Origin of the sequence: Natrialba sp. INN-245, from assembly GCF_009807105.1 — an archaeon.
In the GTDB taxonomy this organism is placed as follows: Archaea; Halobacteriota; Halobacteria; order Halobacteriales; family Natrialbaceae; genus Natrarchaeobius; species Natrarchaeobius swarupiae.
Map to the genome: position 1 here is coordinate 60,681 of NZ_WUBV01000061.1, position 21,494 is coordinate 82,174.

Annotated in this window: 21 protein-coding genes, 2 tRNA genes and 1 pseudogene; 15 read left to right on the plus strand and 9 right to left on the minus strand. The window is 63.7% G+C overall.

Annotated elements, in window-relative coordinates; translation table 11 throughout:
* Positions 1–90 precede the first annotated feature (90 nt).
* Positions 91–2,781 (plus strand): phosphoenolpyruvate carboxylase, encoded by a 2,691-nt coding sequence (gene ppc, locus GRS80_RS16245; protein WP_160048477.1) that lies wholly within the window; start codon positions 91–93, stop codon positions 2,779–2,781.
* A gap of 35 nt (positions 2,782–2,816) precedes the next feature.
* Here the strand turns inward: ppc and GRS80_RS16250 are convergent.
* Both GRS80_RS16250 and GRS80_RS16255 read right to left on the minus strand, forming a co-directional pair.
* Positions 2,817–3,005: pseudogene (locus GRS80_RS16250) on the minus strand (winged helix-turn-helix transcriptional regulator); the annotation flags it as partial.
* A 36-nt stretch (positions 3,006–3,041) separates the two neighbouring features.
* Entirely contained in the window at positions 3,042–4,013 is a 972-nt protein-coding gene (locus GRS80_RS16255) for a MoxR family ATPase (RefSeq protein WP_160048478.1), read from the minus strand.
* A gap of 114 nt (positions 4,014–4,127) precedes the next feature.
* Between GRS80_RS16255 and GRS80_RS16260 the strand changes: the two genes are divergently transcribed.
* The 3 genes from GRS80_RS16260 (at position 4,128) to GRS80_RS16270 (ending at position 6,758) form a co-directional block, all read left to right on the plus strand.
* Positions 4,128–4,212: transfer RNA gene (locus GRS80_RS16260), tRNA-Ser, on the plus strand.
* 893 nt (positions 4,213–5,105) lie between these two features.
* Positions 5,106–6,500, plus strand: coding sequence for a 4Fe-4S ferredoxin N-terminal domain-containing protein (locus GRS80_RS16265; protein ID WP_160048480.1), 1,395 nt, complete (start codon positions 5,106–5,108; stop codon positions 6,498–6,500).
* A 60-nt stretch (positions 6,501–6,560) separates the two neighbouring features.
* Entirely contained in the window at positions 6,561–6,758 is a 198-nt protein-coding gene (locus tag GRS80_RS16270) for a hypothetical protein (RefSeq protein ID WP_160048481.1), read from the plus strand.
* Positions 6,759–7,092: 334 nt separating this feature from the next.
* On the opposite strand, the gene GRS80_RS16275 is transcribed toward GRS80_RS16270, so the two are convergent.
* The 3 genes from GRS80_RS16275 to GRS80_RS16285 form a co-directional block, all read right to left on the minus strand.
* A tRNA-Val gene (locus GRS80_RS16275) sits at positions 7,093–7,167 on the minus strand.
* Between the two features lie 74 nt (positions 7,168–7,241).
* Positions 7,242–7,775, minus strand: a complete 534-nt coding sequence (locus tag GRS80_RS16280; protein ID WP_160048482.1) for a cob(I)yrinic acid a,c-diamide adenosyltransferase — start codon at positions 7,773–7,775, stop codon at positions 7,242–7,244.
* 265 nt (positions 7,776–8,040) lie between these two features.
* A complete protein-coding gene (locus tag GRS80_RS16285) occupies positions 8,041–8,475 on the minus strand; it encodes a DUF4870 domain-containing protein (RefSeq protein ID WP_200840409.1) in 435 nt (144 codons plus the stop codon).
* A gap of 258 nt (positions 8,476–8,733) precedes the next feature.
* Between GRS80_RS16285 and GRS80_RS20500 the strand changes: the two genes are divergently transcribed.
* Complete coding sequence (locus GRS80_RS20500) at positions 8,734–8,907, plus strand: hypothetical protein (protein ID WP_200840410.1); 174 nt, start codon at positions 8,734–8,736, stop codon at positions 8,905–8,907.
* 71 nt (positions 8,908–8,978) lie between these two features.
* Here the strand turns inward: GRS80_RS20500 and gcvPB are convergent, their stop codons facing one another.
* The 3 genes from gcvPB to GRS80_RS16300 all read right to left on the minus strand — a co-directional run bounded on the left by gcvPB (position 8,979) and on the right by GRS80_RS16300 (position 13,198).
* A complete protein-coding gene (gene gcvPB, locus GRS80_RS16290; RefSeq protein ID WP_160048484.1) occupies positions 8,979–10,520 on the minus strand; it encodes an aminomethyl-transferring glycine dehydrogenase subunit GcvPB in 1,542 nt (513 codons plus the stop codon).
* Entirely contained in the window at positions 10,517–11,854 is a 1,338-nt protein-coding gene (gene gcvPA, locus GRS80_RS16295; RefSeq protein WP_160048485.1) for an aminomethyl-transferring glycine dehydrogenase subunit GcvPA, read from the minus strand. The genes gcvPB and gcvPA overlap by 4 nt, the downstream gene beginning before the upstream one ends.
* A gap of 123 nt (positions 11,855–11,977) precedes the next feature.
* Positions 11,978–13,198 (minus strand): AI-2E family transporter, encoded by a 1,221-nt coding sequence (locus tag GRS80_RS16300; protein WP_160048486.1) that lies wholly within the window; start codon positions 13,196–13,198, stop codon positions 11,978–11,980.
* Between the two features lie 153 nt (positions 13,199–13,351).
* Between GRS80_RS16300 and hisC the strand changes: the two genes are divergently transcribed.
* The 10 genes from hisC to GRS80_RS16350 all read left to right on the plus strand — a co-directional run bounded on the left by hisC (position 13,352) and on the right by GRS80_RS16350 (position 20,830).
* The gene (gene hisC / locus GRS80_RS16305; RefSeq protein WP_160048487.1) at positions 13,352–14,479 is read left to right on the plus strand and encodes a histidinol-phosphate transaminase; all 1,128 of its coding nucleotides are present in this window, start codon (positions 13,352–13,354) and stop codon (positions 14,477–14,479) included.
* Positions 14,476–15,009 (plus strand): adenylate kinase family protein, encoded by a 534-nt coding sequence (locus tag GRS80_RS16310; protein ID WP_343161611.1) that lies wholly within the window; start codon positions 14,476–14,478, stop codon positions 15,007–15,009. Before hisC ends, GRS80_RS16310 begins: the two co-directional genes overlap by 4 nt.
* The gene (locus GRS80_RS16315) at positions 15,006–15,617 is read left to right on the plus strand and encodes a CDP-alcohol phosphatidyltransferase family protein (protein WP_149081629.1); all 612 of its coding nucleotides are present in this window, start codon (positions 15,006–15,008) and stop codon (positions 15,615–15,617) included. The genes GRS80_RS16310 and GRS80_RS16315 overlap by 4 nt, the downstream gene beginning before the upstream one ends.
* Before the next feature lie 54 nt (positions 15,618–15,671).
* A complete protein-coding gene (locus GRS80_RS16320) occupies positions 15,672–16,217 on the plus strand; it encodes a multiprotein bridging factor aMBF1 (protein WP_160048488.1) in 546 nt (181 codons plus the stop codon).
* 78 nt (positions 16,218–16,295) lie between these two features.
* Positions 16,296–16,943 carry a triose-phosphate isomerase gene (tpiA, locus tag GRS80_RS16325; RefSeq protein ID WP_149081631.1) on the plus strand — a complete coding sequence of 216 codons (648 nt, stop codon included), beginning with the start codon at positions 16,296–16,298 and terminating at the stop codon, positions 16,941–16,943.
* Positions 16,944–16,984: 41 nt separating this feature from the next.
* Positions 16,985–17,359 carry a hypothetical protein gene (locus GRS80_RS16330; protein ID WP_160048489.1) on the plus strand — a complete coding sequence of 125 codons (375 nt, stop codon included), beginning with the start codon at positions 16,985–16,987 and terminating at the stop codon, positions 17,357–17,359.
* A gap of 43 nt (positions 17,360–17,402) precedes the next feature.
* Positions 17,403–18,014: a toll/interleukin-1 receptor domain-containing protein gene (locus GRS80_RS16335; protein WP_160048490.1), complete on the plus strand. Its 612-nt coding sequence runs from the start codon at positions 17,403–17,405 to the stop codon at positions 18,012–18,014.
* A 433-nt stretch (positions 18,015–18,447) separates the two neighbouring features.
* The gene (locus tag GRS80_RS16340) at positions 18,448–18,867 is read left to right on the plus strand and encodes a DUF3054 domain-containing protein (RefSeq protein ID WP_160048491.1); all 420 of its coding nucleotides are present in this window, start codon (positions 18,448–18,450) and stop codon (positions 18,865–18,867) included.
* Positions 18,868–19,171: 304 nt separating this feature from the next.
* On the plus strand, positions 19,172–19,387 hold the full coding sequence (locus GRS80_RS16345; RefSeq protein ID WP_160048492.1) for a hypothetical protein: 216 nt from the start codon (positions 19,172–19,174) through the stop codon (positions 19,385–19,387).
* A gap of 426 nt (positions 19,388–19,813) precedes the next feature.
* Entirely contained in the window at positions 19,814–20,830 is a 1,017-nt protein-coding gene (locus GRS80_RS16350) for a bifunctional oligoribonuclease/PAP phosphatase NrnA (protein WP_149081636.1), read from the plus strand.
* Positions 20,831–20,861: 31 nt separating this feature from the next.
* Here the strand turns inward: GRS80_RS16350 and GRS80_RS16355 are convergent, their stop codons facing one another.
* On the minus strand, positions 20,862–21,323 hold the full coding sequence (locus GRS80_RS16355) for an Hsp20/alpha crystallin family protein (RefSeq protein ID WP_160048493.1): 462 nt from the start codon (positions 21,321–21,323) through the stop codon (positions 20,862–20,864).
* Positions 21,324–21,494 lie beyond the last annotated feature (171 nt).

The window sequence follows — 21,494 nt, forward strand, 5'->3', positions numbered from 1 at the left end:
CCGAATTCGGGCGTAATCGTCACGGAAAACGATGATTATCGCCGTTTCGGTTCGCCGGGGTTTTTTACAGTCGAATCCGATGGGCGTGATATGCAACTTCACAACAGGGGTGTGCGACAGGACGTTCGCGAACTCGGCGCGTTACTCGGCGAGGTACTCGAAGGGCAGACGTCGCGCAAGGCGTTCGAGACGGTCGAAACCTGTCGACGGGAAGCGATCGATTATCGTGCCGGAGAACTCGACTCTCGGGAAGCGTTGATCGCGGAACTCGAGGGACTGTCACCCCATCAACAACGGATCGTCTCCCGTGCGTTCACGACGTATTTCGAGTTGATCAATCTGGCAGAGGAACGCGAACGCGTCCGCTCGATCCGGACCGAGTCCAACGAGGATACCCTCGAGGATAGCCTCGAGACCGCGGCCGAGGAACTCGCGGAGGCCGATACCGAGACGGTCGAACGGGTCCTCGACGACGTTCTGATCGAGCCGACGTTTACCGCGCATCCGACCGAGGCTCGACGAAAGACGGTAAAATCGAAGCTCCGGCGGATCTCGACGCTGCTCGAACGGCTGGACGAACAGCTATTGACGGAGAAAGAACAAGGCCAGGTCTGGCGGGATATCGACGCCGAGGTGACGAGCCTCTGGCAGACGCCACAGGTCAGAAACCGGCAGCCGGAGGTCGAAGACGAGGCACGAAACGTCCAGTGGTACCTCGAGAACACGCTGTTCGACGTCGTCGGTGAGGTGTACGACGAACTCGCGGAGGCGATCGACGAGGAAGTCGACGGCACCCTCGAGATTCCGAAGCTGTTCGAGTTCCGGTCGTGGGCCGGAAGCGACCGAGACGGGAATCCGTACGTGACTCCCGAGGTGACCGCGAACACCCTCGAGCGGCAGCGATCGGTCATCCTCGAACGCTATCGCGAACAGCTCAAACGCCTCTCGGGCGTCCTCAGCCAGGACGGAAGCCGGATCGACGCCGGCGAGGAGTTCGAAGCCTCCCTCGAGGCGGACCGCAAACGGCTCCCGGGAAGCGCCCGCACCGCAGAACAGCGGTATCCGGGCGAGCCGTACCGACAAAAGCTCAAGCTGATGCGCGAGCGTCTCGAACGCGTCGGCGACGTCCGACCGGGCGGCTACGACACCGTCGACGAACTGCTCGACGACCTCGAGGTCATCGCGAACAGCCTGCGGGCCAACAGTGGCGAGAGCGTCGCCGACGCCCACGTCGACCCGATCCGCCGGCAGGTTGCCACCTTCGGCTTCTCGCTTGCGAGTTTGGACCTCCGGGAACATCAGCAAAAACACACCGACGCCATCGCAGAGACACTCGAGGGAGAGGAAATCGACTACCACGCGCTCTCCGAGGACGAACGCGTCGAGTTCCTCACCGACGCGATCTTACAAGACGAGACGATCGTCGATCTGACGGAAACGGAAAATCTCTCCGACGCGTCGGCGCGCGTCCTCACGCTGTTCGACAAGCTCGGCGACTGGCAGACCGAGTACGGCGTCGAGGCGATCGACACCTACTGCATCTCGATGACCGACGAACCGAGTCACGTCCTCGAGGTGCTGTTTCTGGCCGACCAGGCCGGCGTCGTCTCGCTTCCCGAACACTGCGGGCTCGACATCGTCCCGCTGCTCGAGACCGAGTACGCCCTCTCGGGTGCTCGCCGGATCATGGGGACTCTGTTCGAAAACGAGGCGTACGCACAGGCGCTCGAGGCACGCGGACGAACCCAGGAGATCATGCTGGGCTACTCCGACTCGAACAAGGAAAACGGCTTTCTCGCGGCGAACTGGTCGCTGTACAAGAACCAGCGCCGACTGGCGGAGATCTGTGACGATTTCGACGTGACGATGCGGTTGTTCCACGGCCGCGGCGGCTCGATTTCGCGGGGTGGCGGCCCGATGAACGAGGCACTTCTCGCCTTGCCGAACTCGACTGTCACTGGTCAGGTCAAGTTCACCGAACAGGGCGAAGCGATCGCCGAGAAATACGGCAATCCGCGAATCGCCGAGCGAAACATCGAGCAGATGTTGAACGCACAGCTTCGATCGCGGCTGTACGCGATCGATCAGCCCGAAGAGGAGGTTCGCGAGGAGTGGGTCGACGCGATGGAAACCATGGCGGACGCCGCCCGCCAGGAGTACCGCAACCTGCTCGAGACCGACGGCTTCGTTCGGTACTTCGAGCAGGCGACGCCGATCACCGTCATCGAGGACCTCGATCTCGGCTCGCGGCCGGCCTCGCGTTCCGGCGAGCGCACGGTCGAGGACCTCCGGGCGATTCCGTGGGTGTTCTCGTGGACCCAGTCGCGGTGTATCCTCCCGGGCTGGTACGCCGTCGCGACCGGAATCGACGCCTACCTCGAGGAGGGCGGCTCGGTCGAGACCCTCCAGGAGATGTACGACGAGTGGCCGTTCTTCCGGACGACACTCGACAACGCGGCGCTGTCGCTCTCTCGAACCGAACTCGAGATCGCCGAACAGTACGCCGACCTGGCCGACGACGAGCTGTGCGAGCGGTTCTTCCCGCGTGTCTCCGGGGAGTACGAGCGGGCGAGCGAACTGATCCAGACGATCGGCCAACGCGACGAGCTTCACACCCGTGACTGGCTCGGGGAGAACTTAGAGCGGCGAAACCCCTACGTCGACCCGCTGAATATTCTCCAGACGTACCTGCTCGATCGCACGCACCGAACCGACATCGAGGAGCGGACGCTCCGGCTGACGGTCAAGGGGATCGCGGCCGGGATGAAGAACACGGGCTGATCGCACGCCCGAACTGGTAGTCGGCTTACCGAACGTTACGTTTCTTGGTTCGATCGGACAGTATTCGCCGACTGCTCGCGTTCTGCCCACTCGAGCAACGGCTCGAGTCGCCGGCAGAGTTCCTCGCCGGTCGGCGTCAGATCGTACTCGACCCGCGGCGGGACCTCGGCGTACTGCTCGCGAGAGAGGTAGCCCGCCTCGACGAGTTCCTCGAGTTGCGTCGAGAGCGTCGCTCGCGGGTGCGACGACCCTCACGGACGTTATCGTGGCGTAGCCTCTCCGGTCTCTACCGTCGGGACCGGCACGGACTCGAGGACGCCGTCGATCACGCTCGCCCTGTCGACGTTGTTGACGGTCGCGTCGGGCGTGAGCACGAGGCGGTGGGCGAGGACGGGGTGGGCGACACGTTTGATGTCGTCGGGCGTGACGTACTCGCGGCCGACGATCGTCGCGTACGCTCGGGCCGCCTCGAACAGCCGCTGGGTCCCCCGCGGGGAGACGCCGACCTCCACCCGGCCGTCGACGCGGGTCTCCCGGGCGAGTGCCGCCACGTACTCGAGGAGGTCCTCGTCGACGCGGACGGATTCGGGTACCTGACGGAGTCGGTCGACCTGCGCCGGGTCGAGGACGGTCTCGATCGAGGGACTGGTCGTCTTCCGACCGGCGCGTCGGCGGAGGAGTTCGACCTCGCCGTCCTCGTCGGGGTACCCCATCGAGGTTTTGACGAGAAAGCGATCGACCTGCGCCTCGGGAAGGGGAAATGTCCCCTCCTGTTCGACGGGATTCTGCGTCGCGATGACGAAGAAGGGGTCGGGAAGCTGGCGGGTCTCGCCATCGGTCGTCACCTGGCCCTCCTCCATGGCCTCGAGTAGGGCTGCCTGGGTCTTCGGCGGCGCGCGGTTGATCTCGTCGGCCAGGACGATGTTGGCGAAGATCGGCCCCTCGTTGAACTCGAACGATCGTTCGCGCTCGTTGAAGACGTGGGTTCCGGTGACGTCCGCGGGGAGCAAATCCGGCGTAAACTGGATACGAGAGAACGAGAGACCGAGCGCGGCCGCGACGCTTCGTGCGGTTAGCGTCTTTCCAGTGCCAGGAACGTCTTCGAGGAGAACGTGGCCCCGACCGACGACCGCGACGAGAACCTCCTCGAGAAACTCCTGCTCACAGATGACAGCGTCGCCGATCGCCTCGAGAACGGTCGTACACTCGGTGCTGGCCTGAGAAACGTCCATGGGTGGACGTACACCGCTCCTGTCAAATCGTTTTCGCTCCTCGAACGTCACCGCCTCACACGCAGGGAGAAAAATCGAAACGGGTAAAAACGTCTCCCGGGTAGATGAAAGTGAGCCGAGATAGCCTAGCCCGGCCAAGGCGGCAGATTCGAAATCTGCTGTCCTCACGGACTCGGGAGTTCAAATCTCCCTCTCGGCGCTTTTCAGCGACACAACACGACGAACGCAGTGAGTCGTTCGTGTCGCTGGAACGCGGAACGGGGAGATTTGAATCAGGGAGGCCGCACGCTCGCGACCGGAGCGAGCGAGACCGTCCGACCGTGGTTCAAATCTCCCTCTCGGCGCTTTTCACGGCGACAATTCCGGTGAGCGGAGCGAACCGTCTGTCGCCGTGAAAACGAGACTGAGGAGTTCGAACGAGAGAAGTCGCAGCGTCCGAACGGAGTGAGGACGACTGTCTTCGCGTTGTTCAAATCTCCCCTTCGCGCTTTTCGAGCAACGAACCGATAACCGGCGCGTAGCGTCGAGTCCACTCCTCGACCGAGTTCGTCGCGGGAGACAGCTCCGATGTGTGCGCCGATATCGAGAGCGGCCGACGGACGATCGACGAAACCCTAGTACTCCGACAAGCGTCGACTGCAGGGCCGAATCGGATCACACCACCGAATTCGACCCTGCAGTGCAGGCTTGCCAAAGCACTAGACACCCTCGAGTCGATCGTCGAGGAAATCACTGAGACCAACGCAGGGATCGAATCGACCACCGACGTGACCGACGATCAGACCAGCTCCGCACAGAGGGTAGCGACGAGCCGTGGAAGGGGTAACACTCGCTCGTGAATCGGTTCCAGACCGACGCCGTCACGGAGCACACACGTTCCGGCGGCAGAACCGATCCCACCACAGCGGACGAACTCGTTTCCTCAACCGACGATTGATTGCATTCGAGTTTCCGTGAGCGATGTCTGCAAGATGGTCGCTCTCACAACCCGTCGTGTGCAGGGCCGTCTCTTAATGTGATCTCTCTGGTTGGGGAACCCACTACTCCGTGATCATGTCACCTAGTAACTATTCACCGAGGTGTCCGTAACCCATGACGTCGGACGACATAGACGAATCGGTAGACGAGCCATTTCATCCCCTGGGTGGGGCTGCCGAGGAGAACTACGAAGCGCTACTCGAAGAGGGCGAGTACGACGCCGAACTCGGGATGGCCATGGCGAAAGACGCCATGCGACTGACGAAGGGTGAACTCACCGAGGAGGAGTTTTACGACCGGTATCACGAGGACGTTCTCGAGGAGTTCGGCGAGGACAGCCGGCCGATGGCGGAGCGAGTCGAATCGGCCCGAGAGGAGGGACGACTCGAGGACGCGCTCGACCGGCTCGGCCTCGGCGAGCAGTCTCGGCGGGAGACGATGAAGAAGATGGGTGCCGGCGCGGGATTCCTCGGGCTCGGTGCCTGGGGAGCGGCGAGCGACGACGATCCCGAATCACCCGTCGTTGCACAGGACGAAGACGAGGACGAAGACGCAGACGGTGACGGCGTCCAGTGGGGGATGGCACTCGACCTCGAGACGTGTGACGGCTGTCTCTCCTGTGTCGTCGCCTGTCACCAGGAGCACAACTGGGACGAGGGGGCAAACTGGATGTACATCCTCGCATTCGACGACGGCACTGTCGAGTCACCCGAGCCAGAGGAGGCAGAGTCGGTTCGCGATTTCAACTACCTCATTCGACCCTGCCAGCACTGCACCGACGCACCCTGTGAGAAGGTCTGTCCGACGACCGCCCGTCACACGCGAGAAGCGGGTGGTCTGGTGCTGACCGACTACGACGTCTGTATCGGTTGCCGGTACTGTCAGGTCGCCTGTCCGTACGGCGTCAACTACTTCCAGTGGGACGACCCGGCGGTTCCGGACGACGAACTCGACGAGGACATGGTCTACGACCAGCGCGACCGACGCGTCAGCAGCCGCGGACCCCGCGGCGTCATGGAGAAGTGTATCTTCGACCCGGCTCGTCAGGACGGGCAGATGGGCGAGGAGATGGTCGGCACGACCGCCTGTGAGGACGCTTGTCCGCCCGGAGCGATACAGTTCGGCGACATGAACGACCCGGAGAGCGATCCGCGACAGTACCTCGACAACGTCCCGCTGGCTCGAGCCATCGAGAACGACCCCGACGACGACGAGCTACAGGAGGCGATCGAGATCCTCCAGGGCGAGACGGAAGCCGACGAGGCCGACCTCGACGAGGAAGAGGCGCTGCAACTCATCGAGGGCGAGTACGGCAACGAAGGGTCGCGATTCAAACTTCTAGAGGAGTACAACACCAACCCGAACGTCACGTATCTCGGCAACGAGCCTGGCGAAAACGCCGAACAGGTTCCGGGCCCCGTCGCCTACGAGGACGTCGGGATGGTCGACGATCGAAACGAGGTCTTACAGGAGAAGACCATCGGCGGCATCGACGGTCTGTCGTTGTAGTCTCGGGTCGGACTCGAGACAACGCGGATCATTCTTAACCGCCGACTCGAATAGTCCCGTATGAAACGTCGCCAGCGGTTGATCGTCGGTGTGATCTGGATCGTCGTCGCCGCGCTGATGGCGCTTACGGTCGGAGTCGGAGTTCCGTCGTCCGTCGGCGACGTCGCGCGGCTGTTCGTCGTCGTTCTCGCGCTGTTTCTTGCCGCGTTGTACCTGTTCGATCCGTGGAACGTGATCAGCCGGAAGCCGTTCGAGTGATACGGACTGCTGTCCCTGTGTACCACTGTGCCCGGGATCCGTCCTCCGGTGCAGTGGTACTGACGTACAGTAGACAGTATGAAGCGACTCCGGTGGCGGGTTCGGCTCCGTGGCGTGGATAGAAATCGGACGTCTCGAGTGACACAGATGCGAAGATGCAGTTGAGCCAGATTTCAACCCCGGGCACGGTGGCCCGGGGAATCCGCCTTGGTTTTCTTTTGAACCTCGCCGAGACGTGCTCGCTTCGCTGCGCGCGACTCGTCTGGTTCAAACTGCCGACCATTTTGGCGACACGGACTCGTCGCTACGCTCCTCGTCGTCGTGTTGCCAAAAATGGGTTGGGGCAGATTTGAACTGCCGACTTCCTCCGTGTGAAGGAGGTATCATAACCGGACTAGATCACCAACCCGCACGCTGTGGTATCCGGGCGTTCAACTTAAGACTTCCTTTCATCGATCTGCTTTCCGTCGAGAGCAGTCCGTCTCAGTACTGGGGCTGTTCTTCTGGCTCCCCCTCGCGAGCGTTAACCACCCGGGCGAGCGTGAACAGTCCGTCCGAGAGTCGGTTCAGATACTGGAGGGCGTCCTCACCGATCGGCTCCGCGGAGGCGAGGTCGACGGCCCGCCGTTCGGCCCGCCGACAGACCGCCCGGGCGTGGTGCAAACGGGCACCGTGGTCGCTCCCAGTCGGCAGGATAAACGAGGTGAGTGGCTCGAGTTCCTCGTCGTACTCGTCGATCCACCCTTCGATTCGCTCGACGTGTTCCGTCCGAACCGTGGGGTCGTCCTCGTCCGGGTCGGGGTTCGCGAACTCCGCCTGGACGACGTGGAGGTGGTTCTGGACCGTCCGGAGGCGGTCGTCGACGTCGTCGTACCCGGTCGGACGGATCGTGCCGATCAGCGCGTTGAGTTCGTCGACGGTGCCGTAGGCCTCGATGCGCGGATCAGTCTTCGAGACTCGAGTCATATCCCGGAGGTCGGTTTTCCCGTCGTCGCCGCGGCCGGTGTAGATCGTCATCATTGACTCGAGGGACGGAAGCGACGTCAACATTGCTATCGGCGGGCAGTCATACGGTCTCCGACGACTGATACGGATTGCTGTAACGGTTTACCGGCGAAACCACGAGCCGTCTGTGGTTTCGCCAGTAACGGTTTACAGCAGACCGTATGATTGCCGGTCGATCGCTCACCGGTGTGCGACCGGCCGGGAGAAAATGGCGTCGATGCGGGGACAGTCACCCCGAACGGTCCTGTGATCGCTGTCGACCGCCCCAGTGTCCGTCTCAGACGAGGCCGTCGGCGATGCCGCCGAGAAGTGGCAGGCTGAATCGTTCGCCCTTGTACGCCTTCAGGAGCAAGAGGAGCCACAATACGAACGCGATCGGCATCAACAACATCGTGAACAGACCGACGACGAACGAGAGGACCCACCCGATAAACGGAATCGTCTCGAGGACGACCTGTGCGATCATAATCGCGACCTGAATCGCGATCAACGCGCCAAAGACGATCATACTCTGTGCGGCGTGGAATCGAACGAACGTGTTTTTGTCCTCGAGGACGAAGAACAGGATTCCGGTGATCGGGCCCAGGAGGTACGCGACGGCTCCCGCGACGTTTTCGTCGAGTCCACCGACGATCTCTGACTCTCCCGCCGGGTCTGCGTCCATCTGTTCGTCAGTCAGTTCGCCGTCAGCATTCGCGTGTTCTGTGGTCATGAGTAGATCAGTATCGGATTGAGCAGCGGCTGTCGAATCGCCCGTGGCGTCGTTCCCGAACGCCGGAGATGGCATCTCGTACCGTCCGATTCGATCGTTGCTTCTACACACCTACACCGAAAGTTGGGCAGTTAACCGTTCCGTGAGCCGAAAGTAGTCGCATACGTTACCACGAGGTAAGTATGATCGAACCCCGATCGTCGAACTGAACCCTCGAAAATCAGTAGGTTAAACTCGATGCGTTCGCTACCCACGGCCATGACGATGGAACTCGAGCACTACTGTCCCGACTGCGATGGCGAGCGCACGTTTTATCGCGCCGCGAGTACGACGCTTCACCTCGGCGAGAAGGTCAAGTGGCACTGTCCAGACTGTGACTACGGATTCGTCCGCATCGCGGACAACGGTACGGCCGTCGACTCGAGTGCGTAACTCGGCTATTTTTCGACGGGGAGACCACTGTTGCGAGAGACGAGGCGTCGTCGCGGTGTAGCCGCGTTGGGTCAGGAGTCGTCCTCGAGCGCCTGCCACGACAGTCGCGGGTTCCGCGCAGCGCTCGTCTGGTCGATCCGGCGGGCGGTCGTCCGTTGAGGGGCGCTCTCGAGCGTTTCGTCGTCCTCCTCGGCGACGGCGTTGAAGGCGGCGGCGAGGCGGTCGAGGGTGGCCTTGCTCTCGATTTCTGTCGGTTCGGTCATCAGCGCCTCGGGAACGATCTCGGGCCACTTGGTCGTCGGCGGGTGGACGCCGTGATCGAGCATCCGTTTGGCGACGTCGGCCGCGTCCTGGTCGCCCGCGCTGGCGACGAACTCGTGGTGGAACGGCTCGTAGGGCACGTCGTACGCGATCCGACTCGCGAGGTAGTTCGCGTTCAGGATCGCTTTCGCGCTGGCGTCTGCGAGCCCCGCGTCGCCGAGGCGTGCGATGTACGCGAAGGCTTTCACGAGGACGAGCCAGTTGCCCTGGAAGCCGTGGACCTTCCCGATGGTGTGTTCGGGGTCGAACAGTTCGTAGGTCGGCTCACCGCTTTCGGTCGATCCGTCGTCCGATTCGCGCACTCGTGGGGCGGGTAGGAACGGCGCGAGGTCCGCCGTGACGCCGACCGGGCCCGCGCCCGGACCGCCGCCGCCGTGGGGCGTCGCGAACGTCTTGTGGACGTTGTAGTGCATCACGTCGAATCCCATGTCGCCCGGCCTGGCGCGGCCGAGCAACGCGTTCAGGTTCGCCCCGTCGTAGTAGAGCAACCCGCCCGCATCGTGGACCATCCCGGCGATTTCGGCGATGTCGCGCTCGAACAGTCCCAGCGTGTTCGGGTTCGTGAGCATCAGCGCTGCCGTGCGATCGGAGAGGGCGGCCTCGAGCGCTTCGAGGTCGACCCGGCCGCCGTCGTCGCTGGGCAACGAAACTACGTCGTAGCCGCCGAGGGCGGCGGTCGCGAAGTTCGTTCCGTGGGCGCTTTCGGGAACGATGACCTCGTCGCGGTGCCCGTCCCCGTTGTGTTCGTGATAGGCCGCGGCGACCCGGATGCCGACGAACTCGCCGGCCGCGCCGGCGGGTGGCTGAAGCGTGACGGCGTCCATCCCGCCGATCCGGCCGAGATAGTCCTGCAGCCGGTACAGTACCTCGAGGGTGCCCTGAACCGACCGCTCGGAGCGATCGGGGTGGACGCTCGCCGATGGCAGTGCAGCCACGTCCTCGGTGAATTTGGGGTTGTACTTCATCGTACACGATCCGAGCGGGTAGGGACCGCTGTCGATCCCGTAGACCATCTGCGAGAGTCGGGTGTAGTGGCGTGCGAGTTCGGGTTCCGAGAGGCTCGGAAGCTCGAGGGAGTCGCGGGTCAACTCCTCTGGAAGCGGCGAGTCCTCGCCGATCTCGACCCGCGTCAGATCCTTCTCGGAGAGCAGCGGTTCGTACTGACCGTCCTCGACGTACCGCGCCTGGTCGTACCGGACGCGGTCGTCGGTCCGTCCGGAACGATCGCCTCCTATCGCTTCGGATCCGCCGTCGGTTTCGTCGTCTACGGGTGAATCGACGCCGTCGGTCATCGAATCACCTCCTCGAGTGCGTCGACGAACGGATCGATTCGATCGTCGGCGACGCCGGCGACGCAGAGTTGGATCTCGTGGTCGTCGACGACGTGAACAGCGAAGCCGCGCTCCTCGAGGTCGGCGGCGACGGCTCGAGCGGGGTGGTCGACGCGTGCGACGAACTCCCGGAGGTGATGGCGGTCGTGGACGGGTGCACTCGCGCCGACGAGGTCGTCGACGCGGGTCGCGAGCCTCTCGGCGCGGGTAACGCCGCGTTTCGCGAGCTCGACGAGTCCCTCGGGGCCGAGGACGGCGGCGTGCATCGCGGTCCGTAAGGCGACCCAGGCCTGGTTCGTACAGATGTTACTCGTCGCCCGCTCGCGTCGAATGTGTTGTTCTCTGGTCTGGAGCGTGAGCGTGTACGCCCGCCGGCCGGTCGCGTCCCCGCTCGCGCCGACCAGCCGGCCGGGGACCTGCCGGAGGTACTCTTCGCTCGTGGCGAATAGACCGAGCCCCATGCCGTAACTCGTCGGGAGACCGAGGACGCTTGCGTCACCGACGACGACGTCCGCACCGACGTCCGTTGGTCGCTGGAGCAACGAGAGCGCGACCGGATCGGTCCCGAGAACGAACAGCGCGTCCGTCTCCCCGGCCAGGTCGCCCACCGCCTCGAGGCGTTCCTCGATCGTTCCACGCACCGTCGGGTTCTCGGCGTAGATCATGACGACGTCGTCGTCGACGAGTTCGTCGAGTCCGTCGACGTCGACGTTGGCGTCGTCGGTCGGATACGCCTCGACGACGAGGTCCGTCCCGGCGACGTAGTTCTCGAGGGTGCTCCGCCGTCCCTCGAGCAACAGGTCGGGCACCAGCACGCGGTTCCCGGTCGCGTCGCGGACCCGATCGGCCAGCGTCGCCGCCTCGCCGAGGGCGGTCGCGGCGTCGTACATCGAGCAGTTGGCGACCTCGAGTCCGGTGAGTTCGACCAGAAGCGACTGGTACTCGAACAGCGCCTGTAAGAACCCCTGGGAGACCTCGGGCTGGTACTGCGTATAGGAGGTGAGAAACTCCGAGCGGTCGGCGAGGTGGTCGACCACCGAGGGGACGTAGTAGCCGTAATGACCTCGGCCGAGCAGTTCCGTCAGGTCGCCGTTTCGACTCAGTATCGAGCGAACGAGCCGGCGCGTCTCCCGTTCCGTCCGCGCGTCGATCCCGTAGCTGTCCTCGAAGCCGACCTCGGGCGGGACGTCGAACAGTTCCTCGACCGATTCGACGCCGACCGCCTCGAGCATCACCGACCGTTCGTCCGCCGTGTGGGGAGCGTACGGACTCCCCGAAAGCTGTGACCCGTGCATAGTTACTGGACCCGTCGGACGGACGATACGGCCCGTCCGCACCCGCCTGAAGTGCGGGTATCGATTCGAGACACGATACCAGCGTGTAGTTTGTGGGGCTAATTAACGCATGCGGTCGGATGCTCAATCGTCGTCGCCGTTCTCGGTCGTCGTCGGCGTCTCGTCCGTCACGTCGGTTTCCGACTCCTCCGACGCGGTCGAGTCGGTCGGTCCTGTCTCCGACTCGAGATCCGGATCCGGTTCGTCGTCCGCTGTAACGCCGGTATCCGGCGCGGTGTCGACCGCGGGATCCGCCGCCTGTTCGTGGTCCCCACCGTCGTTTCGCTCTCGAGCGAACACGTCGAGGGTGACCTTCGCGCCGCCAAGGATGACGGGGCCGATAAAGAGGCCGACGGCACCGAAGACGACGAGTCCGCCGAAGATGCCGACGACGACGATCGCGGAGTTGAACGCGCTCGTCCGACCGATGAGCGCCGGCCGCAGGTAGTTGTCCGACGCGCTCACGAGTGTGCCGTACCCGACGAGGGCAGCGGCCTCGAGAGGTCGCCCCATCGCGAACAGGTAGATCGATACCGGAACCCAGATTCCGAACGCGCCGATCAGCGGGAGCAACGCGAGGACGAACGTCGCGACGGTGAGGAAAATGACCATCGGAACGCCGACTACTGCGAGCCCAGCGCCGAGCAAGATCGCCTGAATCCCCGCGACGGCGACGTTTCCGACGACCGAGGCCCACATCAGCTGATCGAGGTCGTCGTACAGTTCCTGCTGGATCTCGTCGTTGATCGGCGACACCCGCTGAGTCCAGGCGAGGAGCGCGTCCCCGTCTCGCAACAGCGCGAAGAGGACGAACAGCGTCACCGTCAGCCCGATGAGCAGAGATGGAAGCCCGGCGACGACCTCGATCCCGCTGGTCGCGAGCCCCTGTACCCCGGTCGCGATCGGCTCCTGGTAGGTCTGGTACATCTCGCCGAGGTCGACGGCGTACCCCGTCTCCTCGAGTTGGGATTCGATAATCTCGGCGTCGAGCGAGCCCTCCTGAATCGCGTTGACGATCTCGAGTGCCTCGCCGAACGCGATGGCGAGGACGTACGCGAGCGGAAGCAAGATCGCGAGGACGGCGACCGCCACCACCGTGAGCGCGGCGATCATCGACCCCACGTAGGGCTCGAGGCGACGCTGAATGGGCATTAGAATGTACGCGAGGACGGCACTCAACAGCACGTACTGGAGGTAGGGGAGAACGACGAGGACAGCCAGCGTGACGCTCACTAGCGCAAACATCGTCAACGTGGTCCGCTCGGTGAACCACCGTGACGCTCCCGTCTCGCGAGGCCCGGACATGCGACACCGTACGCGCTCCTGACCAATTAGTGCGATGACTCGACCTGTTTCCCGATCGTGACGTCGAACGAATGCCGAGCCGACGGTCTCGAGTACTCCTCGTCGTGCGGACAGGTGAGCACGCTTAAGAGCCACGGGAAACAGGCTTTTGGTATGCAACCGCGCGAGCTGTCCGATCACGTCGCATACGAGGCGGGTCGGGGCATCGAGGAAGTCGCCCGCGAACTCGGGCGGGACCCCTCGGAGTTCGTCAAACTCGCCTCGAACGAAAATCCCCACGGCCCGTCGCCGGCCGCGACCGTGGCGATCCGGGAGCACGCCTCGAGCATGAGCTCCTATCCCAAGGCCGCACACACCGACCTCGTGGCAGCTATCGCCGACCGGTGGAACGTCGAGGACGAGCAGGTCTGGCTCGCCAACGGCGGCGACGGCGCGATCGACTACCTCCATCGCGCGACGCTCGAACCCGCCGATGCCGTTCTCGTCCCGACGCCGGGCTTTGCCTACTACGGCATGAGTTCACGATTTCACCACGGCGAGGTCAACGAGTACTCGATCGATCGCACAGACGGGTTCGAGCAGACCGCCGACACAGTGCTCGAAGCGTACGACGGCGAGCGGATCATCTGGCTCACGAGCCCGCACAACCCCTCCGGCTCGACGATGGCACTCACGGAGATCGAGGCGCTCGCCGCGGAAACCGACGAGGAGACGCTGGTCGTCGTCGACGAGGCCTACGGCGAGTTCGCCGAGACCGAGAGCGCGGTAACGCTCATACAGGGACAGGATGGCTTCGACGCGCGCGACGACGTCGCCGTCCTCCGGACGTTCTCGAAGGTCTACGGGCTCGCCGGTGTCCGGCTCGGATACGCGGTCGTCCCCGAGGAGTGGGCCAGCGCGTACACGCGCGTGAACACACCGTTTGCGGCGAGCGAACTCGCCTGTCGCGCCGGTCTGGCCGCGATGGGCGATACCGAGCACGTCGAGCGGACCGTCGAGACGGCTCGAACCTCACGAGAGGCAATGAGGGAAGGGATCGACGCACACGTCTGGCCAAGCGAGGGGAACTTCGTCCTCGTCGACGTCGACGACGCCGCCGCGGTCGCCGAAGAACTCCAGGAACGGGGCGTCATCGTCCGCGACTGTACGAGCTTCGGCCTCCCCGGCTGTATCCGGATCACCTGCGGAACCGACGAAGAGACCGAACGAGCGATCGAGGCGACGAACGCGGTGCTCGCCGATCTCGAGGTCGACGCCGAAGCGGAGGTGCCCGACAGGTGAGAGTCGCCGTCACCGGAACGCCCGGAACCGGGAAGACGACCGCGACGACGATACTCGAGGCGCGCCTCGAGACGGAGTCAGAACCGAATCTCGAGGTCGTCCACCTGAACGACGTTCTCGAGCGCGAGGGGTTGTATACCGAAATCGACGCCGAACGCGAGAGTAAGGTCGCCGACCTCGAGGCGCTGTCGGTCTGGCTCGAGGGACGTGAGGACGTCGTCATCGAGTCCCACCTCGCCCATCACTTCGAGGCGGATCGCGTTGCCGTCCTCCGGTGTCGCCCCGACGATCTCGAGGAGCGACTCCGCGACCGTGGCGAGAACGAGGGGAAAGCGACCGAAAACGCCGAGAGCGAGGCGCTTGACGTGATTCTTTCGGAGGCGGCCGAGGAACACGGTCTCGAGTCGGTTTACGAGATCGATACAACCGATCGCGACCCCGAAGCGGTCGCCGACGACCTCGAATCGGTCCTCGCGGGCGAGCGCGAACCGAGCGCCGGCGACGTCGACTTCGTGGGGTATTTCGCGTGACGCTCGATCAGCTTCGACCGTACATCTCGCGATTTCTCGATCCGTTCGTGAAGGGGTTCGACCGGATCGGGATGACACCCGACGGCGTAAGCGTGCTGGCGTTTTTCATGGCGATACTCGCAGCGGTCGCGTTCGTACTCGGCGGGCGCGCGGATCCGGTCTGGTACGTCGGGGCGGCGGCGCTGGTCTTTCTGAACGGCTGGCTCGATATCGTTGACGGCGCGCTCGCGCGCGAACAGGCGGTCGCCTCGCCCGGCGGCGACCTCCTCGATCACGTTCTCGATCGGTACGCCGACATCGTCGTCATCGGCGGCCTCGCAGCAGGGGTCGGCGACTACCTGCTGGGCTTTCTCGCGGTCACCGGCGTCGTCATGACCTCGTATCTGGGGACGCAGGCTCAAGCCGTCGGTCTCGATCGCGTTTACGGCGGCCTCGTCGGTCGGGCAGACCGGTTGGCGATCATCGGTGTCGTCGGCGTTCTCGCGTACCCCTTCTCGGGGACGTACGGCGGCCTCACGCTCGTCGGCTGGCTGCTCGCCTTCCTCGCTGTCGTCGGTCACCTCACTGCCCTCCAGCGGTTCTTCTACTCCTGGAGCGCACTCGAGTAGGATCGCATCGCTCTCGCCGCATGGTTTATCACTCGGCGCGATATAGGTGCGCACATGGTTCAGTGTGAGATGTGTGGCGCCGAGACGTCGTCTCCGAAGACCATCAAAGTCGAGGGTGCGAAACTCGACGTGTGTTCGAACTGCACCGACTTCGGCACGGAGGTCAAACAGCCCTCGAGCTCGAGTACGTCCACGAAGTATTCGACCGGATCGAGTTCCTCCGGAGGGTCGAGCAGTTCGAGTTCGAGTGCGTCCGCGAGCTCGTCGACGAGTTCCAGCTCCGGTGGCTCTCCCCGGTCCGATATGTTCGACGACATGGACCAACTCGTCACCGACTACGACGACAGCGTACGCAACGCCCGCGAGGGGAAGGGGCTCAGCCAGTCGGATCTCGCCAACGAACTCAACGAGAAGGCGAGTCTCATCCGCAAGATCGAACGCGGCGATACGCTCCCGAGCGACCGCGTCCAGTCGAAACTCGAGCGGTTCCTCGAGATCGACCTGAGCGCCGAGGGTGGCTCAGGCGAGGACTCCGAGTGGTCCGGGGGCTCCTCGTCCGGCAGCTACACGCTCGGAGACGTCGTCAAGCGAAAGGACTGACCGACACACTCCGTTCGCGAGGCGTATCTCTGTCGATAACTCGCAAGCTATTTCTTCGACGGGGATCGGATACTCCGTATGTTCATCCTCGTCAACCTGAAGACGTATCCGTGTGATCCGGTCGCCGTCGCCGAAGCGGTCCGCGACGTCGATGAGTCCACCGATGTCGCTCGCGTCGCCGTTGCCCCCCAGGCCACACACCTCGAGCGCGTCGCCGAGACAGGGGCCGAGACGTGGGCTCAGCACGTCGATCCCATCGACTACGGGAGCAACACCGGCCATACGCTGGCCGAGACGGTCGCCGACGCCGGTGCCGTCGGGACGCTGATCAACCACTCCGAACGCCGCCTGAAACTCGCTGACGTTGACGGTGCCGTCGAGGCTGCCGACCGGGCGGGTCTCGAGACGGTCGTCTGTGCGAACAACCCCGCCCAGATCGGTGCTGCGGCCGCGCTCGAGCCGGACGCCGTCGCCGTCGAGCCGCCCGAACTCATCGGAACCGGAACGCCGGTCAGTCAGGCCGACCCGGAGATCGTCGAGGGTGCCGTCGCCGCCGCAGCCAACGTGGATTCCGACGTTTCGGTCCTCTGTGGTGCCGGTATCAGCACCGGGGACGACGTCGTCGCCGCGGGCGAGCTCGGCTCGGAGGGCGTGTTGTTGGCAAGCGGCGTCGCGAAAGCGGACGACCCGACGGCCGCGCTTTCGGATCTCGTCGATCCGCTCTAAATGCCACGGTGTTTTTCGTCGCTCCGGCCGAACACCGTCGTATGACCGGAGATCCGCCCATCGCCGTCACCCTCGAGAACCGACTCATGAGCCACGGGATCTACGTCCTCGAGGTCGAGTGGGACGAACCCAGGTCGGAGACCGACCTCCACCTCACGTACGAGGTCGTCACCGACGCTCCGCGAGTGACGAGCGACGAGGTCGGAACGGTCGTCCGGACCGTGCTCGCGATCGCGGACGAACGGGGGTGGTCGCCGGGCCACCTCGAGGCTACCTCCCGCGGGACTGACGGTTCGCTTCGGGGACGCTGGCGCGTCGAACGGGACTGGTTCGACGATCTCCACGCCGAACTGACGGAATCCGAGTTCTCCCGACGGATCCTCGAGACGGTAACGACGGGTTCGGTCGACGAGTAGATACATTAATTAAACTCGAAGTCGTACACGTTGTAACCGATAGATGACCGGAGAACAGGTGTACGTTTCGCACGCTCCGTCGGACCTTGAGCTCGTCCAGACGCTGTTCTCGACGGTCAAGAACCTCCCGTTCGACGTTCATATCGCACTCGAAGAGGTCGATTCGAATAGCACGCGGGATCGACTCGAGAGTCGCATTCCCGACAGCGATGTCGTCGTCGCGGTGTTGACCGACCGGTCGGCCGACTCCCGGTGGGTCAACCAGGAGATCGGCTACGCGCGCGCCGAAAGGATCCCGATCTTTCCGGTGTACACCGACGAACGCCATCGCGGTGGATATCTCGCCGACATCGAGGGGATGTCGATCAAACGAGACGACCTCTCACGAACTATCTTCGAGTTACTCGGCGGTCTCAGACACAATCTCGAGCCGATCGGACCGCTGTCGGTTCCCAACTGGTTCATGCGGTTTCCCTGTACGACCGACGGCTGTCCGGAACAGGTCGTCCTCGACATCGACGCGCCACAGTCGAAACTCTGGAAACAACACCGCCACGGCAAGCCGCTGGCGGTGACCTGTTCGGCGTGTGGGGGGACGTACTACTTCAACCCGGCGACGCTCGGGTTCATCCGTCGTGATCCCGCGACACAGTGATCGTCGTCCGAGAGCCGATCGTTGACGTCGGGATTACCCGCGTCAGTCGTGTCCGGGTCCACGGCGAGGACGTCCCGGGCTCTGGGCGCTGGCAATTCGCGCTCGAGGCGATACCGTCGCCAACCACAGCCACTGTCTCGTCTTCGAGAGGATGGGCGGCGATGCGTTCGCGATTTCGAAGTCGCGGGGTGGCTCGTAAGGGGCGCCTACCGTGTCCACTGGACCCGACGAGCGGGGAAGATCCGTTGAACGGTGCCGATAACGAAGTGTCCGGTGACCGACCCGTGGTGTGCGAGGATTTACCTCGCACGGACGCCCCGTCCGTTGGACGACACTCGGCGACCCTCGGTCGCCGGGGGTTCCCTCTCCTGTCGGTCTCGGCGTCGACGATCGAACCGGGAAGACGATATGTCGAGCGGACAAACCCGATCGTATGATCACAACAGCCGAACGAAACGCCGGCGGTCGGCCCATCGACCGGCAAACGATCGGGCTTGCCGTCGCCGATGTCGGATTGCTGACCGCACTGGTTACCGCTGGCGGACTCACCCACGGCCTCGATCCGATTGCCGACCCTCTCTCTACCCTCGAGACGGTCGTCCCCTTCGTGGCCGGTTGGCTCGTCGTCGCGGTGATCGCTGGACTGTACACGGCCGATCGATCGTCGACGATTCGAACGATTCGATTGGTGGCGGTTACGTGGCTCGGTGGTGCCAACATCGGGTTTCTCCTGCGAGGGTCACCGTATTTCGAGGGAGGGATCACGTGGCCGTTCCCGCTCGTGATGACTGGGCTGGGCCTGATCGTGCTCGTCGGCTGGCGTCTGGTGGTTGTCGCACTGGAATCGACGTGACTCGGACACCCATTCATATTTCGAGAACGTACCGGCTTCGGATGAGCAACCATCCCCGACCAGGACGTGTTGGGGATGGATCGACGAGAGAGTAGCCGACGTTCTCCGCTGGTATCGCCCGATTTCGGTGCTCGATCGCAGTTCTCTCTCCGAAATTCGCTTGACGATCGAGTGGTCGAAACACCGATGGCTGTCCTATAACTTATGAGAAACCAATACAACAAATACGAGTCACAAATGAGTCCAGTACTGGCCAATTATGGGAAACACTTATATGCGTATTTGCCATAGTATAGGATAGATTATGACTGGATATTACGACATTGTTCTCGGCCTCATCCCAGTCGCACTGCTCGGGATCACCGCTGCCCTCGCCCTGGTCGGCCTTTCACTGACGGCAGCGGTACCGATCGGTGCGTTCGTCGCGATGGGGATCATCGGTCACGCAATGTTCGTAAACACCCCCGCGGACGGCTCGGACGACGCCCAGTCGTCCCGTCCCCCGCTCAACGCGGATTGAGACGACTATCCGTCTACCTGCCTGTCACCAGTCTCGTCATCCTCGCTTGCGTTGCCGTATGAACTTGATTCGTACACTCTTTCTCACCAGCTACGCGGCCATCCTCCCCGATGGCGGGAGACACGCCGATGGCCGAGCCACGACGAGATCATCGCCTTCAACGGCGGCGAAACCGGCATCGAGACCGTCCCCGTAGCCTCGATGTTGTACGAGAAGGGCCACGCGGGCGGCTGTGGGCAGAACTCGAGTTCACACCGACGACCGAGGCGCTTTCGGGGACGATGTCGGACGGGTCGGGATCCACCTGACCTCCGTTCGGTCGCATCAGGTATCGAGATCATACCGGACGGTCAACACCGTGTTTCGACGGATTCGTGGCCGTTAGCGACCGGGGGTTCAAACGGTCGCTTCCCGTACGATCCCTGTATGTCCCGCGCGGCGGAACTCGTGTCCGTCCTCGAGGTGGCCGAGTCGGTGGCGATCGTCTGTCACGACAATCCAGACCCCGACTGTCTCGCCAGCGCGCTCGCTCTGGAGGCAATCGCGGAGGACATCGGTGTCGACGACGTGATCATCGTCTACGGTGGCGAGATCTCCCACCAGCAAAACCGGGCGTTCGTCAACATGCTCGACATCGCTCTTCGACCGATCGACGAGGTCGACGTCGAAGCGTCCGACTGTATCGCGTTCGTCGATCACGCGATCCCTGGCGAGAACTCGCAGCTGTTGGCCCACGTCGAACCTGATATCGTCGTCGACCACCATCCGGGCGAGTCCGCCGGCGCGACCGTCGAGGACGTCCGGACGAGATACGGTGCGACCGCGACGATTTTCGTCGAGTACCTGTGGGAACTCGAGGTCGAACTGACGACTCGACTCGCGTCTGCCCTGCTCTTTGCCCTCCATCGTGAACGCCTAGATTTCGTTCGCGATCCCACGAGACGGGAGTACGAGGCGGCGCTTTCGGTGTACCCTGTAGCGGACCTCGAGGCGCTCGAACAGCTCTACGGCAGCGCGTTCTCGCCGGGAACGATCGACGCGATCGGCTGTGCGATCCGCTCACGCGAGCGTCGTGGCTCCTCGCTCGTCGCGAGCGTGGGGACGACCTCCGAGACTGACGCGCTTCCGCAGGCGGCGGACTTTCTGCTCAACCTGGAAGGCGTCGACACCGTCCTCGCCTACGGGATCGTCGGTCGGACGATTCGAGTCAGCGCGCGGTCGATCGACCCACGAATCCACATCGGCGAAACCCTCCAGGATGGGTTCGGCGAGTTCGGTGCCATCGGCGGCCACCACGATATGGCCGGCGGACGGATCGATCTCGGGCTCTTTGGCGACGACGCCGGCGACGAGAAACAGCTGCTCGAGTTCGTCGGCGGCCGACTGACCCGGCGGTTCTTCGACGCGTTGAATCTCGACGATCCACGAGACGGACCGCCGTGACGATTCTCCGCTCGTGACACGTCGGTACGGTTCACTCGATGTCGATCGTCTGTCCGTCGTCGTCCGACTCGAGTGTGGGGAGACGGATGGTGAGGACGCCGTTGTTGAGGGTGGCATCGACGCCGCCGGCGTCAACAACGGCGGGGAGCCGGACCTGGCGGCTGAACGATCGCAGCTCGCGTTCGCGACGGATGTACGTCTCCTCGTCGACCTGATCGGTCTCCCGTGCTCGCTCGCCTCTGATCTTGAGCGTCTCGCCAGTCAGGTTGATCTCGAGGTCGTCGGTCTCGTAGCCGGGGACGTCGACGGTGACGACGAACTCCTCGCCCTCCTCGGCGACGTCCAGGCTGGTCGCCGACCCCCGCATCGAGAGGTCGAGACGGCTTCGGTCGTCGACCGCTGTCTCCCACGACCGAGCCGCCGTCTCGAGTTGACGCGCGAGTCGGTCGAACAGTTCCCCGATTTCGTCGAACGGGCCCGAACGGCCTGCCATTGCTATCACCTAGTGGATGTTCGTCGTGGACGGCGAAAAAGTCATCTCAATCCCACCTGACGGTCGTCGAATCGAACAGGAACGAACTGGACGACACTCGTCACGAACGGATCGACCACTCGTCCAGCAAAACGTACGTGGCGGTGCCGGCGAAACCGTGGACGGGGCGGG